This window comes from Lelliottia sp. (genome assembly GCF_045627565.1).
Lineage (GTDB): Bacteria > Pseudomonadota > Gammaproteobacteria > Enterobacterales > Enterobacteriaceae > Enterobacter.
Map to the genome: position 1 here is coordinate 52,884 of NZ_JAZQNX010000008.1, position 23,227 is coordinate 76,110.

Genomic DNA, 23,227 nt, shown 5'->3' on the forward strand with positions numbered 1-23,227 from the left:
AGACAACTAAAACTATGCTGCAAAATATTCGAATCGTGCTGGTCGAAACATCGCATACCGGCAATATGGGCTCTGTTGCCCGTGCAATGAAAACAATGGGTTTAACCAATCTGTGGCTGGTGAATCCACTGGTGAAGCCAGACTCTCAGGCGATCGCGCTGGCCGCGGGTGCCAGTGATGTTATCGGCAACGCACAAATCGTGGATACCCTCGACGAAGCGCTGGCGGGTTGTAGCCTTGTGGTCGGTACCAGCGCGCGTTCGCGCACGTTGCCGTGGCCGATGCTCGATCCACGCGAATGCGGTCTGAAAAGTACTGCCGAAGCGGAACATGCGCCGGTGGCGCTGGTGTTTGGCCGTGAACGCGTTGGCTTGACTAACGACGAGCTACAGAAGTGCCACTACCATGTGGCGATTGCGGCTAACCCAGAATACAGCTCGCTGAATCTGGCGATGGCGGTACAGGTTATTGCTTACGAAGTGCGGATGGCATGGCTCGCCGCGCAGGAAAAAGGCGAGACCGCTGAACCCGAAGAAACACCGTATCCGCTGGTGGATGATCTTGAGCGTTTTTACGGTCATCTGGAGCAAACGCTGCTCACGACCGGTTTTATCCGCGCCTCTCATCCAGGCCAGGTCATGAATAAACTGCGCCGTCTGTTCACGCGTGCTCGTCCAGAAACACAGGAATTGAACATTCTGCGTGGCATGTTGGCTTCAATTATTGAGCAAAAGAACAAAGAATCTTAAACGGCACAGAAGGTTAAATACCTGACTAAAACAGTCAAGTAAATAGTTGACCAATTTAGTCGGGAATGTCAGACTTGCCCCTGCTATGCAATACCCCCATTTTACAATAAAAACCCCGGGCAGGGGCGAGTTTGAGGTTAAGTAAGACATGAGACTGACATCTAAAGGGCGTTATGCCGTGACCGCGATGCTGGACGTTGCGCTCAACTCCGAAACGGGCCCGGTTCCGTTGGCAGATATTTCAGAACGTCAGGGAATTTCCCTGTCTTATCTGGAGCAGCTTTTCTCCAGACTGCGTAAAAATGGATTGGTTTCCAGCGTTCGTGGCCCAGGCGGCGGATATCTGCTGGGTAAAGACGCGGGCAGTATTGCAGTTGGCGAAGTGATCAGCGCTGTTGACGAGTCTGTAGATGCGACGCGTTGCCAGGGCAAAGGCGGTTGTCAGGGCGGCGATAAGTGCCTGACCCACGCGCTGTGGCGCGATCTGAGTGACCGTCTGACCGGCTTCCTGAACAACATCACCCTGGGTGAACTGGTGAATAACCAGGAAGTTCTGGATGTGTCGGGTCGTCAGCAGAGCCATGAAACACAACGCACTACCCGCGCGCAAGACGCTATCGACGTTAAGTTACGCGCATAATTTACCCATCCTGTTTCGTGGACAGCCAACGACGCTGTCCCGCAAAGCAGTTAGGGTAAAAATTATAAAAGAGATTTTAGAATCAGGCCGGAGCGTTAACCCGCCCCGTTTACTCGGTCGTACATCCAGCCGGTTGCCTGATTCCTTGCATTGAAGCGATGTACGGAGTTTATAGAGCAATGAAATTACCGATCTATCTCGACTACTCCGCAACCACGCCGGTGGACCCGCGTGTTGCCGAGAAAATGATGCAGTGTCTGACCCTGGACGGAAACTTTGGTAACCCAGCTTCCCGTTCTCACCGTTTTGGCTGGCATGCTGAAGAGGCGGTTGATATCGCCCGTAACCAGATTGCTGAGCTGGTAGGTGCCGATCCGCGTGAAATTGTTTTCACCTCCGGTGCAACCGAATCCGATAACCTGGCGATAAAAGGCGCGGCCAACTTCTATCAGAAGAAAGGCAAGCACATTATTACCAGCAAAACCGAACACAAAGCCGTGCTGGATACCTGTCGTCAGCTGGAGCGTGAAGGGTTTGAAGTGACCTATCTCGCACCGAAAAGCAACGGGATCATCGACCTCAAAGAGCTCGAAGCGGCCATGCGTGATGACACCATTCTGGTTTCCATCATGCACGTGAACAACGAAATCGGCGTGGTTCAGGATATCGCGACTATCGGCGAAATGTGCCGTGCGCGCGGTATCATCTATCACGTTGACGCCACCCAGAGCGTGGGCAAACTGCCTATCGACCTGAGCCAGCTGAAAGTAGATCTGATGTCCTTCACCGGCCACAAGATCTACGGCCCGAAAGGTATCGGTGCGCTGTACGTTCGTCGTAAACCCCGTATCCGCATCGAAGCACAGATGCACGGCGGCGGTCACGAGCGTGGCATGCGTTCAGGGACTCTGCCTGTTCACCAGATCGTGGGAATGGGTGAAGCCTACCGTATCGCGAAAGAAGAGATGGAAACCGAGATGGCGCGCCTGCGCACGCTGCGTAACCGTCTTTGGGACGGCGTGAAGGACATGGAAGAAGTGTACCTGAACGGCGATCTCGAGCAGGGCGTGCCAAACATTCTCAACGTCAGCTTCAACTATGTTGAAGGCGAGTCGCTGATTATGGCGCTGAAAGACCTGGCCGTTTCTTCGGGTTCTGCCTGTACGTCTGCAAGCCTCGAGCCATCCTACGTGCTGCGCGCACTGGGCATGACCGACGAGCTGGCACACAGTTCTATCCGTTTCTCTTTAGGTCGTTTCACTACCGAAGAAGAGATTGACTACACCATCAAGCTCGTTCGCAACTCCATTGGCCGTCTGCGCGACCTTTCTCCACTGTGGGAAATGTTCAAACAGGGCGTGGATATCAACAGCATCGAATGGTCACATCACTAATCGGTAGGTAAGGAGATTCAATCATGGCATACAGCGAAAAAGTTATTGATCATTACGAGAACCCACGCAACGTTGGCTCTTTCGACAACAGCGACGAGAGCGTAGGCAGCGGCATGGTTGGCGCGCCAGCGTGTGGCGACGTGATGAAGTTGCAGATCAAAGTCAACAATGAAGGTATCATTGAAGACGCACGTTTCAAGACTTACGGTTGCGGCTCTGCAATCGCGTCCAGCTCCCTCGTAACTGAGTGGGTGAAGGGCAAGTCTTTGGACGAAGCACAGGCAATTAAAAATACCGATATTGCTGACGAACTCGAACTGCCACCCGTGAAAATTCACTGCTCTATTCTGGCAGAAGACGCGATTAAAGCCGCTATTGCGGACTACAAAAGCAAACGTGAAGCAAAATAAGAGTTGAGGTTTAAGTATGTCGATTACCCTTAGCGACAGCGCTGCCGCGCGAGTAAGCTCCTTCCTGGAGAACCGTGGTAAAGGCTATGGCCTGCGACTGGGCGTACGTACCTCCGGCTGTTCCGGTATGGCTTATGTACTGGAATTTGTGGACGAACCGGCGACGGATGACACCGTGTTTGAAGACAAAGGCGTGAAGGTAGTGATCGATGGCAAGAGCTTGCAATTCCTCGACGGCACTCAGCTGGACTTCGTCAAAGAAGGCCTGAACGAAGGGTTTAAATTCACTAACCCGAACGTAAAAGACGAGTGCGGTTGCGGCGAAAGCTTCCACGTATAGTCGCGATCCGCTGTTATACCGAGTCATTCGTGTTGCAGAAAGGCGGCAAGCGAGTGAATCCCCAGTCGCTTACTTAAGTAAGCGACTGGGGTGAACACGTGAAGACAACGCATTTGCAACGCGAAGAAAGAAGGTATAACCCCACGCGCAGTACTCCTGCGGTGGGGTTTGTTTTAACAGGCTAACCCTGAGATTGTTATGGATTATTTCACCCTCTTTGGGTTGCCCGCCCAGTACTCGATTGATCTTCCCGCGCTGACGATCCGTTTTCAGGATTTGCAACGTCAATTCCATCCGGATAAATTCGCCAGCGGTACCCCGGCGGAGCAACTGGCAGCTGTATCACAGTCTGCAACCATCAATCAGGCGTGGCAAACCCTGCGCAACCCGTTGGCCCGCGCGGAGTATCTGCTTTCCCTGCACGGTTTTGATCTGACGAGCGAACAGCATACTGTACGTGACACCGCGTTCCTGATGGAACAGCTGGAGCTGCGTGAAGAGCTGGATGAAATCGAACAGGCGAAAGACGAAGCGCGTCTGGAAAGCTTCATCAAGCGGGTGAAGGGAATGTTCGATTCCCGCCATCAGCAGATGGTTGAACAACTGAATAACGAGACGTGGGACGTGGCCGCAGACGCTGTGCGCAAGCTGCGTTTTCTCGATAAACTACGAAGCAGCGCTGAACAACTCGAAGAAAAACTGCTCGATTTTTAATTTCGGAAGCGATTATGGCCTTATTACAAATTAGTGAGCCTGGCTTAAGCGCTGCGCCACACCAGCGTCGTCTGGCGGTGGGCATTGACTTAGGCACCACCAATTCCCTCGTGGCGACCGTTCGTAGCGGCCTGGCGGAAACGCTGGCAGACGCCGAAGGGCGTCATCTGCTACCCTCCGTCGTCCACTACCAGCAGCAGGGCCACTCGGTGGGATATGACGCGCGCACCAACGCGGCGAAAGATCCTGCCAACACCATCAGCTCCGTTAAACGCATGATGGGCCGCTCGCTGGTGGATATTCAACAACGCTATCCGCATCTGCCGTATCAACTGCAGGCTAGTGAAAACGGCCTGCCGATGATTGCCACCGATGCCGGACTGCTGAACCCGATTCGCGTTTCTGCCGATATCCTGAAAGCCCTGGCTGCGCGCGCAACCGCGACGCTTGAAGGCGATCTCGATGGCGTCGTGATCACCGTACCCGCATATTTCGACGATGCACAGCGTCAGGGCACCAAAGACGCCGCGCGTCTGGCGGGCCTGCACGTATTGCGTCTGCTGAATGAACCGACGGCTGCGGCAATCGCCTACGGTCTGGATTCCGGACAAGAAGGCGTCATTGCCGTGTACGATCTTGGCGGCGGGACGTTTGATATTTCCATTCTGCGCTTAAGCCGCGGCGTGTTTGAGGTGCTGGCGACCGGCGGTGATTCTGCGCTGGGCGGTGATGACTTCGACCATCTGCTGGCGGACTACATTCGCGAGCAGGCGGGTATTGCCGATCGTAGCGATGCCCGCGTACAGCGTGAGCTGCTGGATGCTGCTATTGACGCGAAAATCGCGCTCAGCGATGCCCAGGCGGTTACCGTGAATGTGGCGGGCTGGCAGGGTGAAATCACGCGCGATCAGTTCAACGAACTGATCGCCGCACTGGTTAAACGCACGCTGCTGGCGTGTCGTCGTGCGCTGAAAGATGCGGATGTCGATGCCAGCGAAGTGCTTGAAGTCGTCATGGTCGGCGGCTCAACCCGCGTGCCGCTGGTACGTGAGCGCGTGGGTGAATTCTTTGGCCGCACGCCGCTGACGTCTATCGACCCGGATAAAGTCGTGGCAATTGGCGCGGCTATCCAGGCGGACATTCTGGTCGGCAACAAGCCGGACAGCGAAATGCTGTTGCTGGACGTCATCCCGCTTTCCCTTGGTTTAGAAACCATGGGCGGCCTGGTCGAGAAAGTGATCCCACGTAACACCACCATTCCGGTGGCGCGCGCGCAGGAATTTACCACCTTCAAAGACGGCCAAACCGCGATGTCCATCCACGTGATGCAGGGCGAGCGCGAGCTGGTTCAGGATTGCCGTTCGCTGGCGCGTTTTGCGCTACGGGGTATTCCAGCATTGCCTGCGGGCGGGGCGCATATCCGCGTCACTTTCCAGGTCGATGCGGACGGTTTGCTGAACGTCACGGCGATGGAAAAATCGACCGGTGTCGAGTCGTCCATCCAGGTTAAACCGTCTTACGGTTTAACGGATAGCGAAATCGCCTCCATGATTCAGGATTCAATGAGCTATGCCGAACAGGACGTGAAAGCGCGCATGCTGGCGGAACAAAAAGTAGAAGCCGCACGCGTACTGGAAAGTCTTGAAGGCGCACTCACTGCTGATGCCGCGCTGCTCAGCGCCGCAGAGCGTCAGGTGATTGATGAGGCAACGGCCCGTTTACGGATCGTTGCTGAAGAAAATGACGCTGACGCAATAGAACAAGCGATTAAAAACGTTGATAAAGAAACCCAGGACTTCGCCGCTCGCCGCATGGATAAATCTGTCCGTGTTGCGCTGAAAGGCCAGTCCGTGGACGAGGTGTAATATGCCAAAGATTGTTTTTTTGCCTCATGCGGACCTGTGTCCGGATGGCGTAATTCTGGAAGCTGAGACCGGCGAAACCATTCTCGATGTTGCCCTGCGCAACGGTATCGAGGTGGAACACGCCTGTGAAAAATCCTGTGCCTGTACGACCTGCCACTGCGTGGTTCGTGAAGGTTTTGACTCCCTTGCGGAAAGCACGGAAGACGAAGATGACATGCTGGATAAGGCATGGGGTCTGGAGCCCGATAGCCGTTTGAGCTGTCAGGCGCGCGTCACCGATGAAGACCTGGTGGTCGAATTCCCTCGTTACACGATTAACCATGCCCGCGAGCATTAACAGAGGTTAGTATGGGACTGAAGTGGACTGATAGCCGCGAAATCGGCGAGGCGCTGTACGATGCCAACCCGGATCTCGATCCGAAGACCGTGCGATTCACCGATATGCACCAGTGGATCTGCGATCTGGAAGATTTCGATGACGATCCCAGCGCATCCAGTGAAAAAATTCTGGAGGCGATTCTGTTAGTCTGGTTAGATGAAGCAGAATAGAAAATGAAACGGGCTGCCTTGAGGCGGCCCGTTTGCTAGTTGCTAATAAGGATAAATAAAATGACCGAAGCGATGAAGATTACGCTCTCTACCCAGCCTGCTGATGCGCGCTGGGGCGAAAAAGCCACCTACAGCATCAATAATGACGGCATTACCCTGCACCTGAACGGCAGCGATGATTTAGGTTTGATCCAGCGCGCCGCGCGCAAAATTGACGGCCTGGGTATTAAGCACGTTACGCTGGCGGGCGAAGGCTGGGATACGGATCGCAGCTGGGCATTCTGGGCAGGTTACAAAGGCCCGAAAGGCACGCGTAAAATCGAGTGGGCCAACCTCGACGAAGCCGGTCAGAAAGAGCTGGAAAGCCGTCTGATGATCATCGACTGGGTGCGCGACACCATTAACGCTCCGGCGGAAGAGTTAGGTCCGGAACAGCTGGCGCAGCGCGCAGTGGATCTGCTGTGCAAAGCGGCAGGCGACAAAATGTCTTACCGCATCACCAAAGGCGAAGACCTGCGCGAGCAAAACTACATGGGTCTGCATACGGTCGGTCGTGGATCTGAGCGTCCGCCAGTGCTGTTGGCGCTGGATTACAACCCGACGGGCGACAAACAAGCGCCGGTATATGCCTGTCTGGTCGGCAAAGGCATTACCTTTGATACCGGTGGCTACAGCCTCAAACAGAGCGCGTTCATGGACTCTATGAAGTCCGATATGGGCGGCGCGGCGACCATTACCGGTGCGCTGGCCTTTGCTATCACCCGTGGTTTGAACAAGCGCGTGAAGCTGTACTTGTGCTGTGCAGACAACATGGTGAGCGGTAACGCATTCAAGCTTGGCGATATCATTCGTTATCGTAACGGTAAAAACGTCGAAGTGATGAACACCGACGCCGAAGGCCGACTGGTCCTGGCGGATGGCCTGATTGATGCGTCTGCGCAGAAACCAGAGCTGATCATTGATATGGCCACGCTGACCGGTGCGGCGAAAACTGCGCTGGGCAACGACTATCACGCGCTGTTCACCTTTGACGATAAACTGGCGAGCCGTCTGATGGCGAGCGCGGCGGCTGAGAACGAACCATTCTGGCGTCTGCCGCTGGCGGAATTCCACCGCAGCCAGTTGCCGTCTAACTTTGCTGAGCTGAACAACACCGCGAGCGCGGCATATCCAGCCGGTGCAAGCACCGCGGCAGGTTTCCTGTCCCACTTCGTTGAGAACTATCACGAAGGCTGGCTGCACATCGACTGCTCCGCAACTTACCGTAAAGCGGGCGTTGAGCAGTGGTCTGCGGGCGCAACCGGTTTGGGCGTACGCACCATTGCGAACCTCTTGACCGCAGGGTAACTGTTGCACTCACCCTAGCCCTCTCCTGGGGGAGAAGGGATGGTTTGCTCCCTCGCCCTTGAGAGAGGGCCGGGGTGAGGGGGAAAAATGACATCTGGAAAGTTTATGTCCGATACCAAAAACGAATTAGAAACTCTGCTGGAGCAAGCGGCGACTGAGCCAGCCCATCGTCCGGCATTTTTCCGCACACTGCTGGAATCCACGGTGTGGGTACCAGGAACGGCGGCGGAAGGCGAGCAGGTTGTTGAAGACAGCGCGCTGGATCTGCTGCACTGGGAAAAAGACGACGGCACCTCGGTGATCCCGTTCTTCACCTCCCTCGAAACGTTGCAGGAAGCGGTGGAAGACGAGCAGGCTTTCGTCGTGATGCCGGTGCGCACGCTCTTTGAGATGACGCTTGGCGAAACCCTGTTCCTCAATGCCAAACTGCCGACCGGTAAAGAGTTCACCCCGCGTGAAATCAGCCATCTAATCGGTGAAGAGGGCAATCCGCTGAGCACGCAAGAAGTGCTGAAAGGCGGCGAAACGCTGCTGCTGTCCGAAGTAGCAGAACCCCCGGCGCAGATGATTGACTCTTTAACCACGCTGTTCAAAACCATCAAGCCGGTCAAACGCGCGTTTCTGTGCTCTATCAAAGAGCGAGCCGACGAACAGCCGATTCTGCTGATCGGTATTGAAGCGGACGGTGAGATTGAGGACATTATTCAGGCGGCGGGAAGTGTGGCAACGGATACGTTGCCGGGCGATGAGCCGATTGATATTTGTCGGGTTGTGAAAGGTGAAAAGGGCATCAGCCACTTTATTACTGAGCACATCACGCCGTTTTACGAACGTCGCTGGGGCGGATTCTTGCGCGATCTTAAAACCAGCCGCATCCTCTAAATTGATCGGGGTGAGCGTTCACCCCGTCGCTTCCAGCAGCAATAAATCCATCAGCAAAACCAGATTTGATTCAAACGACGTCACGCCTGCAGCTTCTGCAGCGTAATGCACCGCCTCGTCATACAGCGCAAAATGCACATCCGCCATCCCCGCCAGGGTATTCGCCGACGCGCGCGTAAACGCGACCACTGTCATGCCGACATTTTTCGCAATCCGCGCTTTATCCAGCACCTGTTCCGTTTCACCGCTGCGTGAAACGGCGATAAACACCTGGTAGCGAGCCGCGTTGCTCAAAAAGATATTTCGACTGTCGCCGGGGCCAGAGATAAACGCCGTTTTGCCTAACACCTGCAATTTCTTGGTCAGGTATTCAGCAAACAAATACGAAAAGCCCGCGCCGTAGAGAAAGAAGCTCTCTTTCTCGCGCAATAGCGTCGCAAATTGCTGTCGCTTCTCTTGCGTGGCCCATTGAAAGGTCAACTGATAGTTGGCGATAAACTGATTAAACAGAGCAGGGAGCTGCGGCAAATCCTGAGCCTGCGACGCAATATGCGGCGTATCGGAAAGTAGCTGTTTACAGTGCCAGATAAACTCGCTGAAACCGCTAAACCCCAGCTTTTGACACAGCCGCATGATGGTCGCGGTCGAGACAAACGTCGCCTGCGCCAGTTCGCGCACCGTGATATTGCCCACCAGCAACGGGTGTTCTGTCAGGTGCGCTAAGACGCGATACTCCGCGCGGGTCAGTGATTCCCCGCGCGTCAGCAGCGTTGCCAGGCGATTATCCATTACGGCGTAGGTTCAATCGGCAGGTCGTCGCGCGCACCCCATTCGCTCCAGGCGCCGTCATAGAGCGTGACGTCTGAAACACCCAGCGTCGCTAGCGCCAGAATCACCACGCAGGCCGTCACGCCGGAACCACAGCTGGCAATAATGGGCTGATGAAGATCCACACCCTGACGCTCAAAAATCTCGACCAGCTCATCGGTGGTTTTCAGTTCACCTTCAAAGACTAAATCGCCCCACGGCACGTTGAGCGCGCCGGGAATATGGCCGCGCTTCAGGCCAGGACGCGGTTCGTCCGCTTGCGCGTTAAACCGTGGCGCCGGACGGGCATCGACGATTTGCGCTGTTTTTTCGTGGCTGACCAGCAACACATCGGTGAGGCGTTTCACCTGGGCGGCATCTAACGAGGCATCAAAGTCCCCTTCAGGCAGCGCAACGTCACCCTGTTGCAAGGGCAATTCATCACGCTTCCAGCCAGCGAGACCGCCCGCCAGAATAGACACCTTGTCTGCACCAAAGGCTTTCAGCATCCACCACGCACGCGGGGCGGAGAAAAGATTCCCTTCGTCGTACACGACAAGATGTTTTTCGCGATTCACGCCCAGCTCACGCATGGCCACGGCAAAGGCTTCCGGGCGCGGTAGCATATGAGGAAGCGGGGATGTGTGATCGGACAGGGCTTCAATATCAAAAAAGACCGCGCCCGGCAGATGTCCGGCGCGGTATTCAGCGGTGAGGTCGCGGTGTTCCTGACCGAGAGGTGCCATACGGGCGTCAATAATTTGTACTTCCGGATCGTCGCTATGTTCAATCAGCCAGTCGGCTGCAACAAAATATGAGGTGGACATGGTTGCCTCCATTTTCGCCACTTAACCGTTCCCCTTAGTGCTGCAAATGCTGCAACCCGAAGGATTGACGGTAAAAATGGATTGTCGGTGTTTTTTCTGACACCGACAAGCAAACCACGTTCAACTCGCGAGCAACCCCTTATTTTTTCACCGCTTCGCCGTCCTGCCAGGCTTTTTGCAGCGCAGGCCAGTAGTCACGGTTAGCTTCTATCATGTCATCCAGAATCGCTTTCGCGTGTTCCATTGTTGGCACCGTGCGGTTCAGGGTGAAGGCCTGCAGGGCTTTTTCGTAGCTGCCTTCAACAGTGGCTTCGACCAACAGTTGCTCAGACGCAAGCTGCTGCTGCAGCAAAGTCTGATGGAACAGCGGCACCTGCCCGACGCGAATCGGTTCTGGCCCTTCGGATGTGATATACGCAGGGACTTCAACAACCGCATCGTAAGGCAGATTGGTGATCGCGCCACGGTTTTCGACCATCACCAGATGGCGCTGGCGCAGGTTGAACGCCAGCGAACGGGCGACATCCACAATAAACTCGCCATGAACGCCGACGTGGAACGCATCAGATAAAATACCGGTACGCTTGTACTCTTCAGCTGCCGCGAACAGCTTTTTCTCGCGCCCGTTCATCACTTCGTTGGCACGGGTGTAGTCCGGGGTCTGATGTTCAACGATCTGGTTAGGCATCAGGTAATACTGCAGATATGGATTCGGCAGATAGTCCGGGAAATTATCCATGATCGGCTTAATGTTGCGCCAGGTTTTGACCCATGACGGATCGGAGTGCTGCGGATCGGTTTTGGCCGCGTCTTCGGTCAGCAACCCAAATTTGGCGATGTGGCTGCGCAGCTCCGGCAGTCTGTCGACGCCGTCCACCATCACGCGCGTAAACCAGCCAAAGTGATTCAGGCCAAAGTAATCGACTTCCAGTTTGTGGCGATCGACGCCCAAAATCGCCCCCATATTGCGCATCGCCGCCACCGGCATATCGCAAATGTTGAGCACGCGTGCGTTCGGACGCAGACGGCGCACACCTTCTGCCACTATCGCCGCCGGGTTGGAGTAGTTCACAATCCAGGCCTTCTCGTGGGCAAAACGCTCGACAAGATCGATCAGTTCCACCATCGGCAGGATTGTGCGCAGTCCGTAGGCCAGCCCACCCGGCCCGCAGGTTTCCTGGCCGACTACGCCGTGACGCAGCGGGATCTTTTCGTCCTGTTCACGCATTTTGTACTGACCCACGCGCATCTGAGCAAAAATAAAGTGCGCGCCACTGAAGGCCACTTCTGGATCGTCGGTGACGGTGAAAATAATGCTCTGGCTGTGATCGCGTATGACTTTTTCAACGACTGGCGCAATGGTGTTCTGGCGCGCCGCGTCGATATCATAGAGGCGAATTTCTGCCAGCGGAAAGTCTTGTAACTGCACCATCAGGCTTTTCACAATGCCAGGCGTATAGGTGCTGCCGCCACCGGCGATGGACAGAATAAAAGGGGGGTTAAACATATTTATCTCCTTCAGAGAAACGTCTCAACGGCTTCTCGCATTTTTTTGACATGCAGCCCGTAGACCACCTGAACGTTGTTACCTTGTTTGATAATTCCCTTCGCGCCGGTCGCCTTGAGTCGCGGCTCATCAATAATGGCGACATCTTTCACAGTGACGCGCAGTCGGGTGTAGCAGTTATCCACCACTTCGATGTTTTCTCGCCCGCCGAGGCCGATAACAATGGATTCTCCCAGCCCGTCGTTATTGCCTTTCGCCTGATACTCTTGCTTGCTGTACAGGCGGGTCTCCTGATCCTCGTCTTCACGACCTGGCGTCTTCATGTTGAAGCGCAAAATCAGGAAACGGAACACGATGAAATAGAGCGCGAACATAATCAGCCCGACCACGATGTACATCGGCCAGTTCGATTTCTCCGTGCCAAGCGGCAGGTTATAGAGAATGAAATCGATAATGCCGTTGGCACCGATGGCGTGAACGCCGAACAGATAAAACAGCATCATGCCGAGGCCGGTCAGCACCGCATGCACCACAAAAAGCAGCGGGGCAACAAACAGGAAGGAAAACTCAATAGGTTCGGTGACACCCACCAGCAGCGACGTCAGCGCCGCCGGGATCAGAATCGCTTTGGCGATCGCTTTGCGCTCCGGTTTAGCGGTCATGTACATCGCCAGAGCCGCGGCGGGCAGGCCAAACATTTTGCTGATGCCGCGCGCATCCCACACCACGGTGCTGCTGAGTTGCTTCACGTCAGGGCAGGCCATCTCGGCAAAGTAAATATTGCGCGCGCCCTGGTAAATCGTCCCGCAGACTTCCTGCGTGCCGCCCAGTTCGGTATAGAGGAAAGGGGTGTAGACAAGGTGATGGAGGCCGGTCGGCACCAGAATGCGCTCCAGGAACCCGTAGATGGCGACGCCAAACGGACCGGACCCTTTAATCGCCAGTGCCATCGTGCTGATACCGTGTTGAGCAAATGGCCACAGCTCGCTCATTATGACGCCCAGCAGCATTGAGACGGGCAGCATGATAATGGCGACAAAACAGTGTCCGGAATAGATAGCCATCGCGCCGTTAAACTGTACGCTGGAATATTTGTTGTACAGATATCCAGACAGGGCACCCGTCAGGATCCCGGCGAAGACGCCCATCTCCAGAACCTGTACGCCCAGCACCATGCTTTGACCGGCTGCTTTCATGTGCTCCGCAGGCGCGAGTTCCCCCTGCAACTGAAGCGTGACATTCATGGCGTTGATAAACACCACAAACGTCACCAGACCAATTAATGCCGCGTAACCTTTGTCGCGCGCCGCAAGGCCGACAGGGATCCCGACGGCAAACACCAGTGCCAGGTTTACAAGCACCGATACGGCAGATTTGGCAATCAACTGACCGATGTTTTGAATCAGCGGATTCCCCAGAAACGGAAGGTACTCGGCAAGATTACCGTTACCAAACACGTTGCCGAAAGCGATGAACAGACCGACAATAGGTAAGATAAGTACCGGTCCGTACAATGATTTTCCGAAGTTTTGTAGGGCGTTCACGGCTCGTTTCATGGCTATCTCTCTTAATGAACCGCGCACTCAGAGTGCGTCTCAGGTTTAAAACTAGCAGGTGAAGGGGCAAGGGATCTATCTATCTTATTGTTTTAAAAACAAATGACTTCGAAGGTTACATGTAACGTGCGACACTGTGATCGGTGTGGCAGCAGGGATTCAAGTGAAGAGATATGCGAGGCGCTTTCCAAATTCTTGCACTGGACTTTTGAATTAATGAAACTAGCCGATAATAATTACCCGGATGACCATCAACAGGCCCACAGGCCAGGGATATAAGATGAAACCGTTTCGTATAGCCGCAATTTCGCTGGCACTGTTTTCCACGTTCACGCTTTTCGGTTGTGACAACAGCGACGATAAAACTCAGGCCGCTGCACCCGCTGCATCGGCCGCCCCACCTTCAAAAGCTGCTGAAAAACCTGATGGTGAAAAGCTTGCGAAACTGGCTGCGCAAAGCCAGGGAAAAGCGCTGACGCTGCTCGATGCGTCTGAAGTGCAGCTCGACGGCGCATCAACCCTGGTGCTGACCTTCTCTGTCCCGCTCAATCCTGATCAAGATTTCGCCCGTACCGTTCATGTCGTCGATAAAAAAAGCGGCAAAGTGGATGGCGCGTGGGAACTCTCCCCCACGCTTAAAGAGTTGCGCCTGCGTCACCTGGAACCGAACCGCAATCTGGTGGTGACTATCGAGCGTGACCTTCAGGCACTGAACAAAGCCACGTTTGGGATTGATTACGAAAAGGCCCTGACTACGCGTGACATTGAACCCAGTGTGGGGTTTGCCAGCCGGGGTTCACTCCTGCCGGGAAAAGTGGTTGAAGGCTTGCCGGTCATGGCCCTGAACGTCAACAATGTGGACGTCAATTTCTATCGAATTAAGCCGGAGTCGCTGGCGGCATTTGTCAGCCAGTGGGAATACCGCAATTCCCTGACTAACTGGGAGTCCGATAATCTACTCAAAATGGCAGAGCTGGTTTATACCGGACGTTTTGATCTGAACCCGGCGCGTAACACCCGTGAAAAACTGCTGCTCCCACTGCGTGATATCAAGCCGTTGCAGCAGTCAGGTGTCTACATCGCCGTGATGAATCAGGCCGGACATTACAACTACAGTAATGCCGCCACGCTTTTTACTCTGAGCGATATCGGCCTGTCTGCTCATCGTTACCACAATCGTCTTGATATCTTCACCCAGAGTCTGGAAAACGGCGCTGCGCAAGCGGGAATCGAAGTCACGCTGCTAAACGATAAGGGGCAAACCCTGGCACAAGGCACCAGTGATGCGGATGGACACGCGAAGCTCGAAACCGATAAAGAGGCCGCGCTGATCCTGGCGCGCAAAGATGGCCAAACGACGCTGCTCGACCTCAAACTCCCGGCGCTCGATCTGGCTGAGTTTGATATCGCCGGTGCGCCCGGTTTCAGCAAGCAATTCTTTATGTTTAGCCCACGCGATCTTTATCGTCCGGGTGAAACGGTCATTCTCAACGGTTTGCTGCGTGACAGTGACGGCAAACCGCTTCCCGATCAGCCTGTGAAGCTCGAAGTCCTTCGTCCCGATGGGCAAGTGGCGCGCACGTTTGTCAGCCAGCCCGAAAACGGGTTGTATCGCTTCAATTATCCGCTGGATAGCGGTGCCCAAACCGGCATGTGGCATATTCGCGCGAATACGGGCGACAACCAGCAGCGGATGTGGGATTTCCATGTTGAAGATTTTATGCCAGAGCGCATGGCGCTTGACCTGAAAACGCAGAAAATGCCTGTTTCGCCACAAGACGAAGTGAATTTCAACGTTGTGGGTTATTACCTTTACGGTGCGCCGGCCAATGGAAATAGCCTGCAAGGGCAACTGTTCCTGCGCCCATTGCGTGAAGCTGTCAGCACATTACCTGGCTTCCAGTTTGGCGACATTGCAGAAGAGAATCTCAGCCGCAGTCTCGATGAAGTGCAATTGACGCTCGATGAAATGGGGAGAGGGCAGGTTTCAACCGAGAGCCAGTGGAAAGAGACCCATTCACCGCTTCAGCTTATTCTTCAGGCGAGCCTGCTGGAATCCGGTGGCCGTCCGATAACTCGACGTGTGGAACAGGCGATCTGGCCTGCAGAGACACTTCCAGGGATCCGCCCGCAGTTTGCCAGCAAAGCAGTGTATGACTACCGAACCGATACCACGGTGAATCAGCCCATTGTGGATGAAAACGGTAACGCCAGTTTCGATATCGTCTATGCCGATGCCAGCGGAGCTAAAAAAGCTGTGTCGGGTTTACAGGTTCGTTTGATCCGGGAGCGCCGTGATTACTACTGGAACTGGTCGGAAAGCGAAGGCTGGATGTCCCAGTTCGACCAAAAAGAGCTGGTAGAAGGCGAGCAGGAGATGACGCTGGCAGCCGACGAGACGGGCAAAGTGACGTTCCCCGTGGAGTGGGGTTCATACAGGCTTGAAGTCAAAGCGCCAGACAACGTGGTCAGTAGCGTACGATTCTGGGCCGGTTACAGCTGGCAGGACAACAGCGACGGCACCGGTGCGGCTCGTCCGGATCGCGTGACGCTGAAGCTCGACAAACCCGCCTATCAACCGGGCGATACCATTAAGTTACATATCGCCGCACCGGCCGCAGGTAAAGGCTATGCGATGATCGAGTCCAGCGAAGGTCCGCTATGGTGGAAGGAGATCGACGTGCCGGCAAATGGGCTGGATCTGTCCATACCGGTCGATAAAACCTGGAAGCGCCACGATCTTTACCTGAGCACGCTGGTGGTTCGCCCGGGTGATAAATCCAAATCTGCTACACCAAAACGTGCTGTGGGACTACTGCATCTGCCGATGGGAGATGAGAATCGCCGTCTGAATATCGCGCTGGATAATCCGCAGAAAATGCGTCCGAATCAAACGCTGTCGGTAAAAGTGAAAGCCAGCGTAAAAGAGGGGACGGTACCTCAAAAAGTGAACGTACTGGTTTCCGCCGTGGATAGCGGGGTGTTGAATATTACCGATTACGTCACGCCGGATCCGTGGCAGGCCTTCTTCGGCCAGAAACGTTACGGAGCAGATATCTACGATATTTATGGTCAGGTGATTGAAGGGCAGGGCCGACTGGCAGCGCTACGTTTTGGTGGCGATGGTGATGAACTGAAACGTGGCGGTAAACCGCCGGTGAATCATGTCACTATTATTGCTCAACAGGCGCAGCCCGTCGTGCTGGATGCCAACGGAGAAGGAACGGTTTCTTTACCGATTGGTGATTTTAACGGTGAGCTACGGCTAATGGCGCAGGCCTGGACCGAGGATGACTTCGGCAGCAATGAAAGCAAAGTGATCGTCGCCGCGCCCGTCATTACTGAGCTGAACATGCCACGTTTCCTGGCCAGCGGCGATACCACACGATTAACGCTCGATCTCACTAACCTTACCGACCAGCGGCAAACGCTGAACGTCGCGCTGAACGTTTCAGGGCTGATGGCTCTTGAAGGCGCTCAACCGCAGCCGGTTGAATTAGCACCAGGTGCGCGAACCACACTCTTTATTCCTGTGCGTGCCCTGGAGGGCTACGGTGACGGCGAAATCGCTGCACAAGTCTCAGGCTTGACGCTTCCGGGCGAGACGTTCGCTGCGCAGCAGAAGAGCTGGAAAATTGGCGTGCGTCCGGCATTCCCGGCACAAACGGTCAATACGGGGGCGATGCTCAACCCGGGTGAAAGCTGGACCGCACCTGCCCAACATCTCACCGGGTTCTCTCCGGCAACCCTGCAAGGGCAATTGCTGCTCAGCGGTAAGCCGCCGCTGAATCTGGCGCGTTATATCCGCGAGTTACAGGCTTACCCTTATGGTTGTCTGGAGCAAACCGCCAGCGGGTTGTTCCCGTCGCTTTATACCAATGCAGCGCAACTCGCCGCGCTTGGCATCAAAGGAGACACGGACGATAAACGGCGTACGGCCATTGATATTGGCATCTCGCGCTTGCTGCAAATGCAGCGCGACGAGGGTGGTTTTGCTTTGTGGGATAAGAACGGCCCGGAAGAGTATTGGCTCACCGCATACGTCACTGACTTCCTGGTACGTGCCGGTGAGCAGGGCTACAGCGTGCCGGTTGATGCCATCAATAATGCCAACAGCCGTCTGCTGCGCTATCTGCAAGATCCCGGCATGATGTCGATTCGCTACAGCGATAATGCGCAGGCGAGTAAATTTGCCGTGCAGGCTTATGCTGCGCTGGTCCTGGCGCGTCAGCAAAAAGCGCCGCTGGGGGCGTTGCGTGAAATCTGGCAGCGCCATGATCAGGCCGCTTCAGGGCTGCCGTTGATGCAGTTAGGTATGGCGCTGAAACTGATGGGTGACGCACCGCGAAGCCAGCAGGCACTGGATTTAGCGCTTAAAACTCCGCGGAGTGATTCCAGAAACTGGATGGCAGATTATGGTAGCCAGCTTCGTGATAATGCGCTGATGCTTTCGCTGCTGGAAGAGTACAAGCTGTTGCCGGATGCGCAAAATAGCTTGTTGAATGTTCTATCAGAACAGGCATTCAGCCAGCGTTGGCTGTCGACTCAAGAAAGTAATGCTCTGTTCCTGGCCGGACGTTCGTTACAGACGCTTTCAGGAAAATGGCAGGCAACGACCAGCCTGGCGGAAAGTGCGCTCAGTGGCGATCGCGCGCAGGTGCAAAATGTCGCGGGCGATCGGCTTGGCACATTGCAGGTCACAAACAGCGGGACGGGGCCGTTATGGGTACGTCTTGATACCTCGGGGTATCCGGAATATGCACCGCAGCCGAGCTCAAACGTTCTGCAAATTGAACGCCATATTCTGGCCACCGATGGCAGCACTAAATCGCTCTCTTCTTTAAAAAGCGGCGAACTGGTACTGGTCTGGCTAGAAGTCAAATCCAACCAGAATGTCCCCGATGCACTGGTTGTCGACTTATTGCCTGCTGGGCTTGAGCTTGAAAACCAAAACCTGGCCAGCAGTAGCGCCAGCCTGCAAGACAGCGGCAGTGAAGTTCAGAATCTGCTCAGTCAGATGCAGCAGGCCGATATCCAGCATATGGAGTTCCGCGACGATCGCTTCGTTGCGGCGGTCCCGGTAAACGAAGGACAACCTGTTACGCTGGTCTATCTGGCGCGCGCTGTCACGCCGGGTACATACCAGGTTCCGGTTCCTATGGTGGAGTCCATGTATGTTCCGCAGTGGCGGGCAACAGGTGCGGCAAGTGGCCCGCTGATTGTCGTTCCGTAACGTGCGGTCAATGCATCTGAGACGCTCCCGTTGGCTATGGCTGGCGGGCGCTTTTCTTATTTTATGGGGGCTGGTTTTCGCTGCCGATCGCCTGTGGCCGTTGCCTTTAAAAGAGGTCAGTCCCGCGCGCGTGGTCACAGATGAAAAAGGAATTCCGCTTTGGCGATTTGCGGATAGCGAAGGGATCTGGCGCTATCCCGTCACCATTGAAGACGTTTCTCCGCGCTATCTTGAAGCCCTGATCCAGTATGAGGATCGCTGGTTCTGGGATCATCCTGGTGTAAACCCTTTTTCAGTCATGCGCGCGGCCTGGCAGGATTTGCGTTCGGGTAAAGTCGTCTCGGGTGGCAGCACGCTCACTATGCAGGTAGCGAGGCTTCTTGACCCTCATCCGCGCACCTTTGGCGGAAAAATCCGCCAGCTATGGCGTGCCATGCAGCTGGAATGGCATCTTTCCAAGCGCGATATCCTCACGCTTTATCTTAATCGCGCTCCATTTGGCGGGACGCTACAGGGCGTTGGTGCAGCAAGTTGGGCTTATCTTGGTAAATCCCCCGCCCAGTTGAGTTATTCAGAAGCCGCGCTTCTGGCAGTGCTCCCTCAGGCACCGAGCCGCCTGCGCCCAGACCGCTGGCCGGATCGTGCTGAAGCAGCCAGGAATAAAGTCCTGGAGCGCATGGTGACGCAAGGCGTCTGGACTGCGCAGCAGGTCAAAGAGTCGCGCGAAGAACCAGTCTGGCTTGCTCCGCGACAGATGCCGCAATTAGCTCCGCTGTTCTCGCGCATGATGCTCAACAAAAGCCGCGAAAATAAAATTGTAACCACTCTGGATGCCTCCCTTCAGCGACAACTGGAAGAGCTGGCGATCAACTGGAAATCCCGGCTCCCGTCGCGCAGTTCATTGGCGATGATCGTAGTGGATCATACCAATATGAAGGTGCGCGGCTGGGTGGGGTCGGTAGACATCACCGATGACAGCCGTTTTAGCCATGTTGATATGGTTAATGCGATTCGATCGCCAGGATCGGTGCTGAAGCCTTTTATCTACGGAATGGCGCTGGACGATGGCCTGATTCATCCCGCCTCTCTGCTGCAGGATGTTCCGCGCCGCACGGGAGATTATCGGCCGGGTAATTTCGACAGCGGATTTCACGGTCCCGTCAGCATGAGTGAAGCATTAGTCCGTTCGCTGAATCTACCCGCCGTGCAAGTGCTGGAAGCTTACGGGCCAAAACGTTTTGCAGGATTACTCAGTAACGCAGGCTTACCGCTATTGCTACCTGCAGGCGCACAGCCAAATTTATCACTCATTCTTGGCGGAGCAGGGGCGCGGCTTGCCGATATTACGGCAGCCTACAGTGCGTTTGCCCGGCACGGTAAAGCTGGTCGATTGCGCCTCCAGCCAGGCGAGCCGCTTGTCGAACGACCGTTACTTTCGCCGGGCGCAGCCTGGATTATTCGGCGTATTTTAGCCAATGAGTCGCAGCCGCTGCCCGATGCCGCGCTGCCGCAGGTTGCCCCGCTGGCGTGGAAAACCGGCACCAGCTATGGCTATCGCGATGCCTGGGCGGTGGGTTTGAACGCGCGTTATCTTATCGGTATCTGGACGGGACGCCCCGACGGGACCCCTGTCGCCGGGCAGTTTGGGTTTGCCAGCGCCGTGCCGCTGCTGAATCAGGTCAACAACTTGCTTCAGTCTAACTCGACGATTGACGAGTCACGCTTGCCGCGAGACTTGCGCCCAGACTCCGTGGGGCGCGGCGTGATTTGCTGGCCGGGCGGCCAGTCGCTGCCCGTTGGGAGTGAAAACTGTCGCCGCCGGTTGTCGACATGGCTACTTGACGGCAGCCAGCCGCCAACGCTGTTGCTGCCGGAGCAGGAGGGTATTCGGGGAATTCGTTTTCCAATTTGGGTAGATAACGAGGGCAAGCGCGTTGCCGCCGATTGCCCTGGCGCGCAAGAAAAAGTCCTGGACGTCTGGCCGCTACCGCTTGAGCCATGGCTGCCTACTTCAGAGCGAAGACAGGCGCGTATCCCATTAGCATCTTCGGTTTGCCCTCCTTTGGCGCAGGATTCACCCGCGCCCTTCCAGTTATCCGGGGTGCGTGAGGGGGCTGTTATCAAACGTTTGCCTGGCGAATCGCGCGTATCGTTGCCGCTCGCCACATTTGGTGGGGAAGGAAGGCGCTGGTGGTTCCTGAATGGCGAGCCTTTGGATGTTCAGGGGCGCGCTTACACTTTGCAGCTTGATAAAGCAGGCGATTATCAGGTACTGATCATGGATGAAACGGGGCAGGTTGCCACAGTGAACTTCGTCCTGCAGTGAATAAAAGCAAATTGTCGATGCGGTCTGTTGCTAAAGCTCGTCTTATTTTAAAAAAATGTTACTTAGATCCATAGGCAATAGGGATAATGCTCTCTATAATCCGCGCCAGGTCATACAGACGTATGCAAAACAACAGAACAAATTACAGGGGTTATCATGACTATTGAACGTACTTTTTCCATCATTAAGCCAAACGCGGTGGCAAAAAACGTTATTGGCAGCATCTTTGCTCGCTTTGAATCTGCAGGGTTCAAAATTGTTGGCACCAAAATGCTGCATCTGAGCGTTGAACAGGCTCGCGGCTTCTATGCAGAGCATGACGGTAAACCTTTCTTCGACGGTCTGGTTGAGTTCATGACTTCCGGCCCAATCGTTGTTTCCGTGCTGGAAAGCGAAAATGCAGTACAGCGTCACCGCGATCTGCTGGGTGCGACCAACCCGGCTAACGCCCTGGCGGGTACTCTGCGCGCTGATTATGCTGATAGCTTCACTGAGAACGGAACTCACGGTTCTGATTCAGTTGAATCTGCCGCGCGCGAAATCGCTTATTTCTTCGGTGAAGGCGAAGTGTGCCCACGCACACGTTAATTTTTTCGTAAATGCTGCGTGCAAACGTGGCATCCCTGCGCCAGAATTTGTACAATGCTACGCCCCGGAAGAGCAGACTGCTCACCGGGGCGTTTCTTTTTAACCCTCCACGGGCCACAACGTGTAACAACGAGGCCGGAAAATATTATGTCTGAATTAGTGAATACCTCAGAAGTCGCCACTGTCGCGGTTCCCAATAAAAATGGAAAAATCAACCTGCTGGATCTGAACCGCCAGCAGATGCGCGAGTTCTTTCTTGAAATGGGCGAAAAGCCGTTTCGTGCCGACCAGGTCATGAAGTGGATGTACCATTATTGCAGCGACAACTTTGATGACATGACGGACATCAACAAAGTGCTGCGTAACAAGCTGAAAGACGTCGCTGAAATCCGCGCACCTGAAGTGGTCGAAGAGCAACGCTCAGCCGACGGCACTATCAAATGGGCGATTGCAGTTGGCGATCAGCGCGTTGAAACGGTTTATATCCCGGAAGAAGATCGCGCGACGCTGTGCGTTTCCTCTCAGGTGGGTTGTGCACTTGAGTGTAAATTCTGTTCAACGGCGCAGCAGGGCTTTAACCGTAATCTGCGCGTTTCAGAAATTATCGGGCAGGTATGGCGCGCAGCGAAAATCGTTGGCGCGGCTAAAGTTACGGGCACGCGTCCTATCACCAATGTGGTGATGATGGGCATGGGTGAACCGCTGCTGAACCTGACTAACGTCGTTCCGGCGATGGAAATCATGCTGGACGATTTCGGTTTTGGTCTGTCCAAACGCCGTGTGACGCTCTCCACGTCTGGTGTTGTTCCTGCGCTGGATAAGCTGGGCGACATGATTGACGTTGCGCTGGCGATCTCTTTGCATGCACCTAACGATGAAATCCGTGATGAAATTGTACCGGTCAACAAAAAGTACAATATCGAAACATTCCTCGCTGCCGTGCGCCGCTACCTTGCGAAGTCGAATGCGAATCAGGGCCGTGTCACTATCGAGTATGTGATGTTGGATCATGTGAATGATGAAACCGATCATGCACATCAGTTGGCAGAGCTGCTGAAAGACACACCGTGTAAAATCAACCTGATCCCATGGAACCCGTTCCCGGGCGCGCCATATGGACGTAGCTCAAACAGCCGTATCGACCGTTTCTCCAAAGTGCTGATGGATTATGGGTTTACCACTATCGTGCGTAAAACCCGTGGCGATGACATCGATGCAGCCTGCGGACAACTGGCGGGCGATGTGATTGACCGTACCAAACGCACGCTGCGTAAGCGTATGCAGGGTGAGACAATCGACGTTAAAGCTGTTTGATTATCATGCAGTCACGGCGCATGCTTTGCGCCGTGAAGCATCAGCTTACTGAATAATCAGTCAGATTCATTGTAATCACTTAATAATTACGGTGCGTTTCTGACGACTTTAAGGCAGTATGTAACGTCGTAACAACAGTTTAGCTTCGCGAGTTGAGCTGCACTGTAAACTAAGGCCTG

Annotated in this window: 19 protein-coding genes; 15 read left to right on the top strand and 4 right to left on the bottom strand. The window is 54.8% G+C overall.

What is annotated here, in order from left to right; translation table 11 throughout:
- The first annotated feature begins 14 nt into the window (after positions 1–14).
- From trmJ to sseB, 11 genes are all read left to right on the top strand, one after another.
- Positions 15–749, top strand: coding sequence for a tRNA (cytosine(32)/uridine(32)-2'-O)-methyltransferase TrmJ (gene trmJ, locus ACKI5T_RS05165; protein ID WP_015960024.1), 735 nt, complete (start codon positions 15–17; stop codon positions 747–749).
- A gap of 148 nt (positions 750–897) precedes the next feature.
- Positions 898–1,389, top strand: a complete 492-nt coding sequence (gene iscR, locus ACKI5T_RS05170; RefSeq protein WP_015960023.1) for a Fe-S cluster assembly transcriptional regulator IscR — start codon at positions 898–900, stop codon at positions 1,387–1,389.
- A 179-nt stretch (positions 1,390–1,568) separates the two neighbouring features.
- Positions 1,569–2,783, top strand: a complete 1,215-nt coding sequence (locus ACKI5T_RS05175) for an IscS subfamily cysteine desulfurase (protein ID WP_407436063.1) — start codon at positions 1,569–1,571, stop codon at positions 2,781–2,783.
- Between the two features lie 23 nt (positions 2,784–2,806).
- The gene (gene iscU / locus ACKI5T_RS05180) at positions 2,807–3,193 is read left to right on the top strand and encodes a Fe-S cluster assembly scaffold IscU (protein WP_005120408.1); all 387 of its coding nucleotides are present in this window, start codon (positions 2,807–2,809) and stop codon (positions 3,191–3,193) included.
- A gap of 16 nt (positions 3,194–3,209) precedes the next feature.
- The gene (gene iscA / locus ACKI5T_RS05185; RefSeq protein WP_015960021.1) at positions 3,210–3,533 is read left to right on the top strand and encodes an iron-sulfur cluster assembly protein IscA; all 324 of its coding nucleotides are present in this window, start codon (positions 3,210–3,212) and stop codon (positions 3,531–3,533) included.
- Positions 3,534–3,731: 198 nt separating this feature from the next.
- Positions 3,732–4,247: a co-chaperone HscB gene (hscB, locus tag ACKI5T_RS05190; RefSeq protein WP_407436066.1), complete on the top strand. Its 516-nt coding sequence runs from the start codon at positions 3,732–3,734 to the stop codon at positions 4,245–4,247.
- A 14-nt stretch (positions 4,248–4,261) separates the two neighbouring features.
- Positions 4,262–6,112, top strand: a complete 1,851-nt coding sequence (hscA, locus tag ACKI5T_RS05195) for a Fe-S protein assembly chaperone HscA (RefSeq protein ID WP_407436068.1) — start codon at positions 4,262–4,264, stop codon at positions 6,110–6,112.
- Between the two features lies 1 nt (position 6,113).
- Entirely contained in the window at positions 6,114–6,449 is a 336-nt protein-coding gene (gene fdx, locus ACKI5T_RS05200) for an ISC system 2Fe-2S type ferredoxin (RefSeq protein WP_407436070.1), read from the top strand.
- 11 nt (positions 6,450–6,460) lie between these two features.
- Positions 6,461–6,661, top strand: a complete 201-nt coding sequence (gene iscX / locus ACKI5T_RS05205) for a Fe-S cluster assembly protein IscX (RefSeq protein ID WP_015960017.1) — start codon at positions 6,461–6,463, stop codon at positions 6,659–6,661.
- A 60-nt stretch (positions 6,662–6,721) separates the two neighbouring features.
- Positions 6,722–8,008, top strand: a complete 1,287-nt coding sequence (gene pepB / locus ACKI5T_RS05210; RefSeq protein ID WP_407436072.1) for an aminopeptidase PepB — start codon at positions 6,722–6,724, stop codon at positions 8,006–8,008.
- A 105-nt stretch (positions 8,009–8,113) separates the two neighbouring features.
- Positions 8,114–8,890, top strand: a complete 777-nt coding sequence (gene sseB / locus ACKI5T_RS05215) for an enhanced serine sensitivity protein SseB (RefSeq protein WP_407436074.1) — start codon at positions 8,114–8,116, stop codon at positions 8,888–8,890.
- Between the two features lie 18 nt (positions 8,891–8,908).
- Here sseB and ACKI5T_RS05220 read toward each other — a convergent pair whose 3' ends face one another.
- The 4 genes from ACKI5T_RS05220 to ACKI5T_RS05235 all read right to left on the bottom strand — a co-directional run bounded on the left by ACKI5T_RS05220 (position 8,909) and on the right by ACKI5T_RS05235 (position 13,587).
- Positions 8,909–9,679: a MurR/RpiR family transcriptional regulator gene (locus ACKI5T_RS05220; RefSeq protein ID WP_407436076.1), complete on the bottom strand. Its 771-nt coding sequence runs from the start codon at positions 9,677–9,679 to the stop codon at positions 8,909–8,911.
- On the bottom strand, positions 9,679–10,524 hold the full coding sequence (gene sseA / locus ACKI5T_RS05225; RefSeq protein ID WP_407436078.1) for a 3-mercaptopyruvate sulfurtransferase: 846 nt from the start codon (positions 10,522–10,524) through the stop codon (positions 9,679–9,681). The genes ACKI5T_RS05220 and sseA overlap by 1 nt, the downstream gene beginning before the upstream one ends.
- Positions 10,525–10,663: 139 nt before the next feature.
- On the bottom strand, positions 10,664–12,031 hold the full coding sequence (locus ACKI5T_RS05230) for a 6-phospho-alpha-glucosidase (RefSeq protein WP_407436080.1): 1,368 nt from the start codon (positions 12,029–12,031) through the stop codon (positions 10,664–10,666).
- A gap of 11 nt (positions 12,032–12,042) precedes the next feature.
- Entirely contained in the window at positions 12,043–13,587 is a 1,545-nt protein-coding gene (locus ACKI5T_RS05235; RefSeq protein ID WP_407436082.1) for a PTS transporter subunit EIIC, read from the bottom strand.
- A gap of 280 nt (positions 13,588–13,867) precedes the next feature.
- On the opposite strand from ACKI5T_RS05235, the gene ACKI5T_RS05240 reads away from it, so the two are divergent.
- From ACKI5T_RS05240 to ACKI5T_RS05255, 4 genes are all read left to right on the top strand, one after another.
- A complete protein-coding gene (locus tag ACKI5T_RS05240; protein WP_407436084.1) occupies positions 13,868–18,820 on the top strand; it encodes an alpha-2-macroglobulin family protein in 4,953 nt (1,650 codons plus the stop codon).
- A gap of 10 nt (positions 18,821–18,830) precedes the next feature.
- Positions 18,831–21,146 carry a peptidoglycan glycosyltransferase PbpC gene (gene pbpC / locus ACKI5T_RS05245; protein ID WP_407436086.1) on the top strand — a complete coding sequence of 772 codons (2,316 nt, stop codon included), beginning with the start codon at positions 18,831–18,833 and terminating at the stop codon, positions 21,144–21,146.
- Positions 21,147–21,302: 156 nt separating this feature from the next.
- Positions 21,303–21,734, top strand: a complete 432-nt coding sequence (gene ndk / locus ACKI5T_RS05250) for a nucleoside-diphosphate kinase (protein WP_133629607.1) — start codon at positions 21,303–21,305, stop codon at positions 21,732–21,734.
- Positions 21,735–21,881: 147 nt separating this feature from the next.
- Positions 21,882–23,048, top strand: a complete 1,167-nt coding sequence (locus ACKI5T_RS05255; protein ID WP_015960007.1) for a bifunctional tRNA (adenosine(37)-C2)-methyltransferase TrmG/ribosomal RNA large subunit methyltransferase RlmN — start codon at positions 21,882–21,884, stop codon at positions 23,046–23,048.
- Positions 23,049–23,227: the final 179 nt, after the last annotated feature.

Coding starts and splice junctions, on each gene's coding strand:
- iscA (WP_015960021.1), top strand. CDS start 3,210: ATGTCGATTACCCTTAGCGACAGCGCTGCCGCGCGAGTAAGCTCCTTC.
- ACKI5T_RS05255 (WP_015960007.1), top strand. CDS start 21,882: ATGTCTGAATTAGTGAATACCTCAGAAGTCGCCACTGTCGCGGTTCCC.
- ndk (WP_133629607.1), top strand. CDS start 21,303: ATGACTATTGAACGTACTTTTTCCATCATTAAGCCAAACGCGGTGGCA.
- ACKI5T_RS05240 (WP_407436084.1), top strand. CDS start 13,868: ATGAAACCGTTTCGTATAGCCGCAATTTCGCTGGCACTGTTTTCCACG.
- iscX (WP_015960017.1), top strand. CDS start 6,461: ATGGGACTGAAGTGGACTGATAGCCGCGAAATCGGCGAGGCGCTGTAC.
- hscB (WP_407436066.1), top strand. CDS start 3,732: ATGGATTATTTCACCCTCTTTGGGTTGCCCGCCCAGTACTCGATTGAT.
- sseA (WP_407436078.1), bottom strand. CDS start 10,524: ATGTCCACCTCATATTTTGTTGCAGCCGACTGGCTGATTGAACATAGC.
- trmJ (WP_015960024.1), top strand. CDS start 15: ATGCTGCAAAATATTCGAATCGTGCTGGTCGAAACATCGCATACCGGC.
- pbpC (WP_407436086.1), top strand. CDS start 18,831: ATGCATCTGAGACGCTCCCGTTGGCTATGGCTGGCGGGCGCTTTTCTT.
- ACKI5T_RS05175 (WP_407436063.1), top strand. CDS start 1,569: ATGAAATTACCGATCTATCTCGACTACTCCGCAACCACGCCGGTGGAC.
- iscU (WP_005120408.1), top strand. CDS start 2,807: ATGGCATACAGCGAAAAAGTTATTGATCATTACGAGAACCCACGCAAC.
- hscA (WP_407436068.1), top strand. CDS start 4,262: ATGGCCTTATTACAAATTAGTGAGCCTGGCTTAAGCGCTGCGCCACAC.
- sseB (WP_407436074.1), top strand. CDS start 8,114: ATGTCCGATACCAAAAACGAATTAGAAACTCTGCTGGAGCAAGCGGCG.
- pepB (WP_407436072.1), top strand. CDS start 6,722: ATGACCGAAGCGATGAAGATTACGCTCTCTACCCAGCCTGCTGATGCG.
- iscR (WP_015960023.1), top strand. CDS start 898: ATGAGACTGACATCTAAAGGGCGTTATGCCGTGACCGCGATGCTGGAC.
- ACKI5T_RS05220 (WP_407436076.1), bottom strand. CDS start 9,679: ATGGATAATCGCCTGGCAACGCTGCTGACGCGCGGGGAATCACTGACC.
- fdx (WP_407436070.1), top strand. CDS start 6,114: ATGCCAAAGATTGTTTTTTTGCCTCATGCGGACCTGTGTCCGGATGGC.
- ACKI5T_RS05230 (WP_407436080.1), bottom strand. CDS start 12,031: ATGTTTAACCCCCCTTTTATTCTGTCCATCGCCGGTGGCGGCAGCACC.
- ACKI5T_RS05235 (WP_407436082.1), bottom strand. CDS start 13,587: ATGAAACGAGCCGTGAACGCCCTACAAAACTTCGGAAAATCATTGTAC.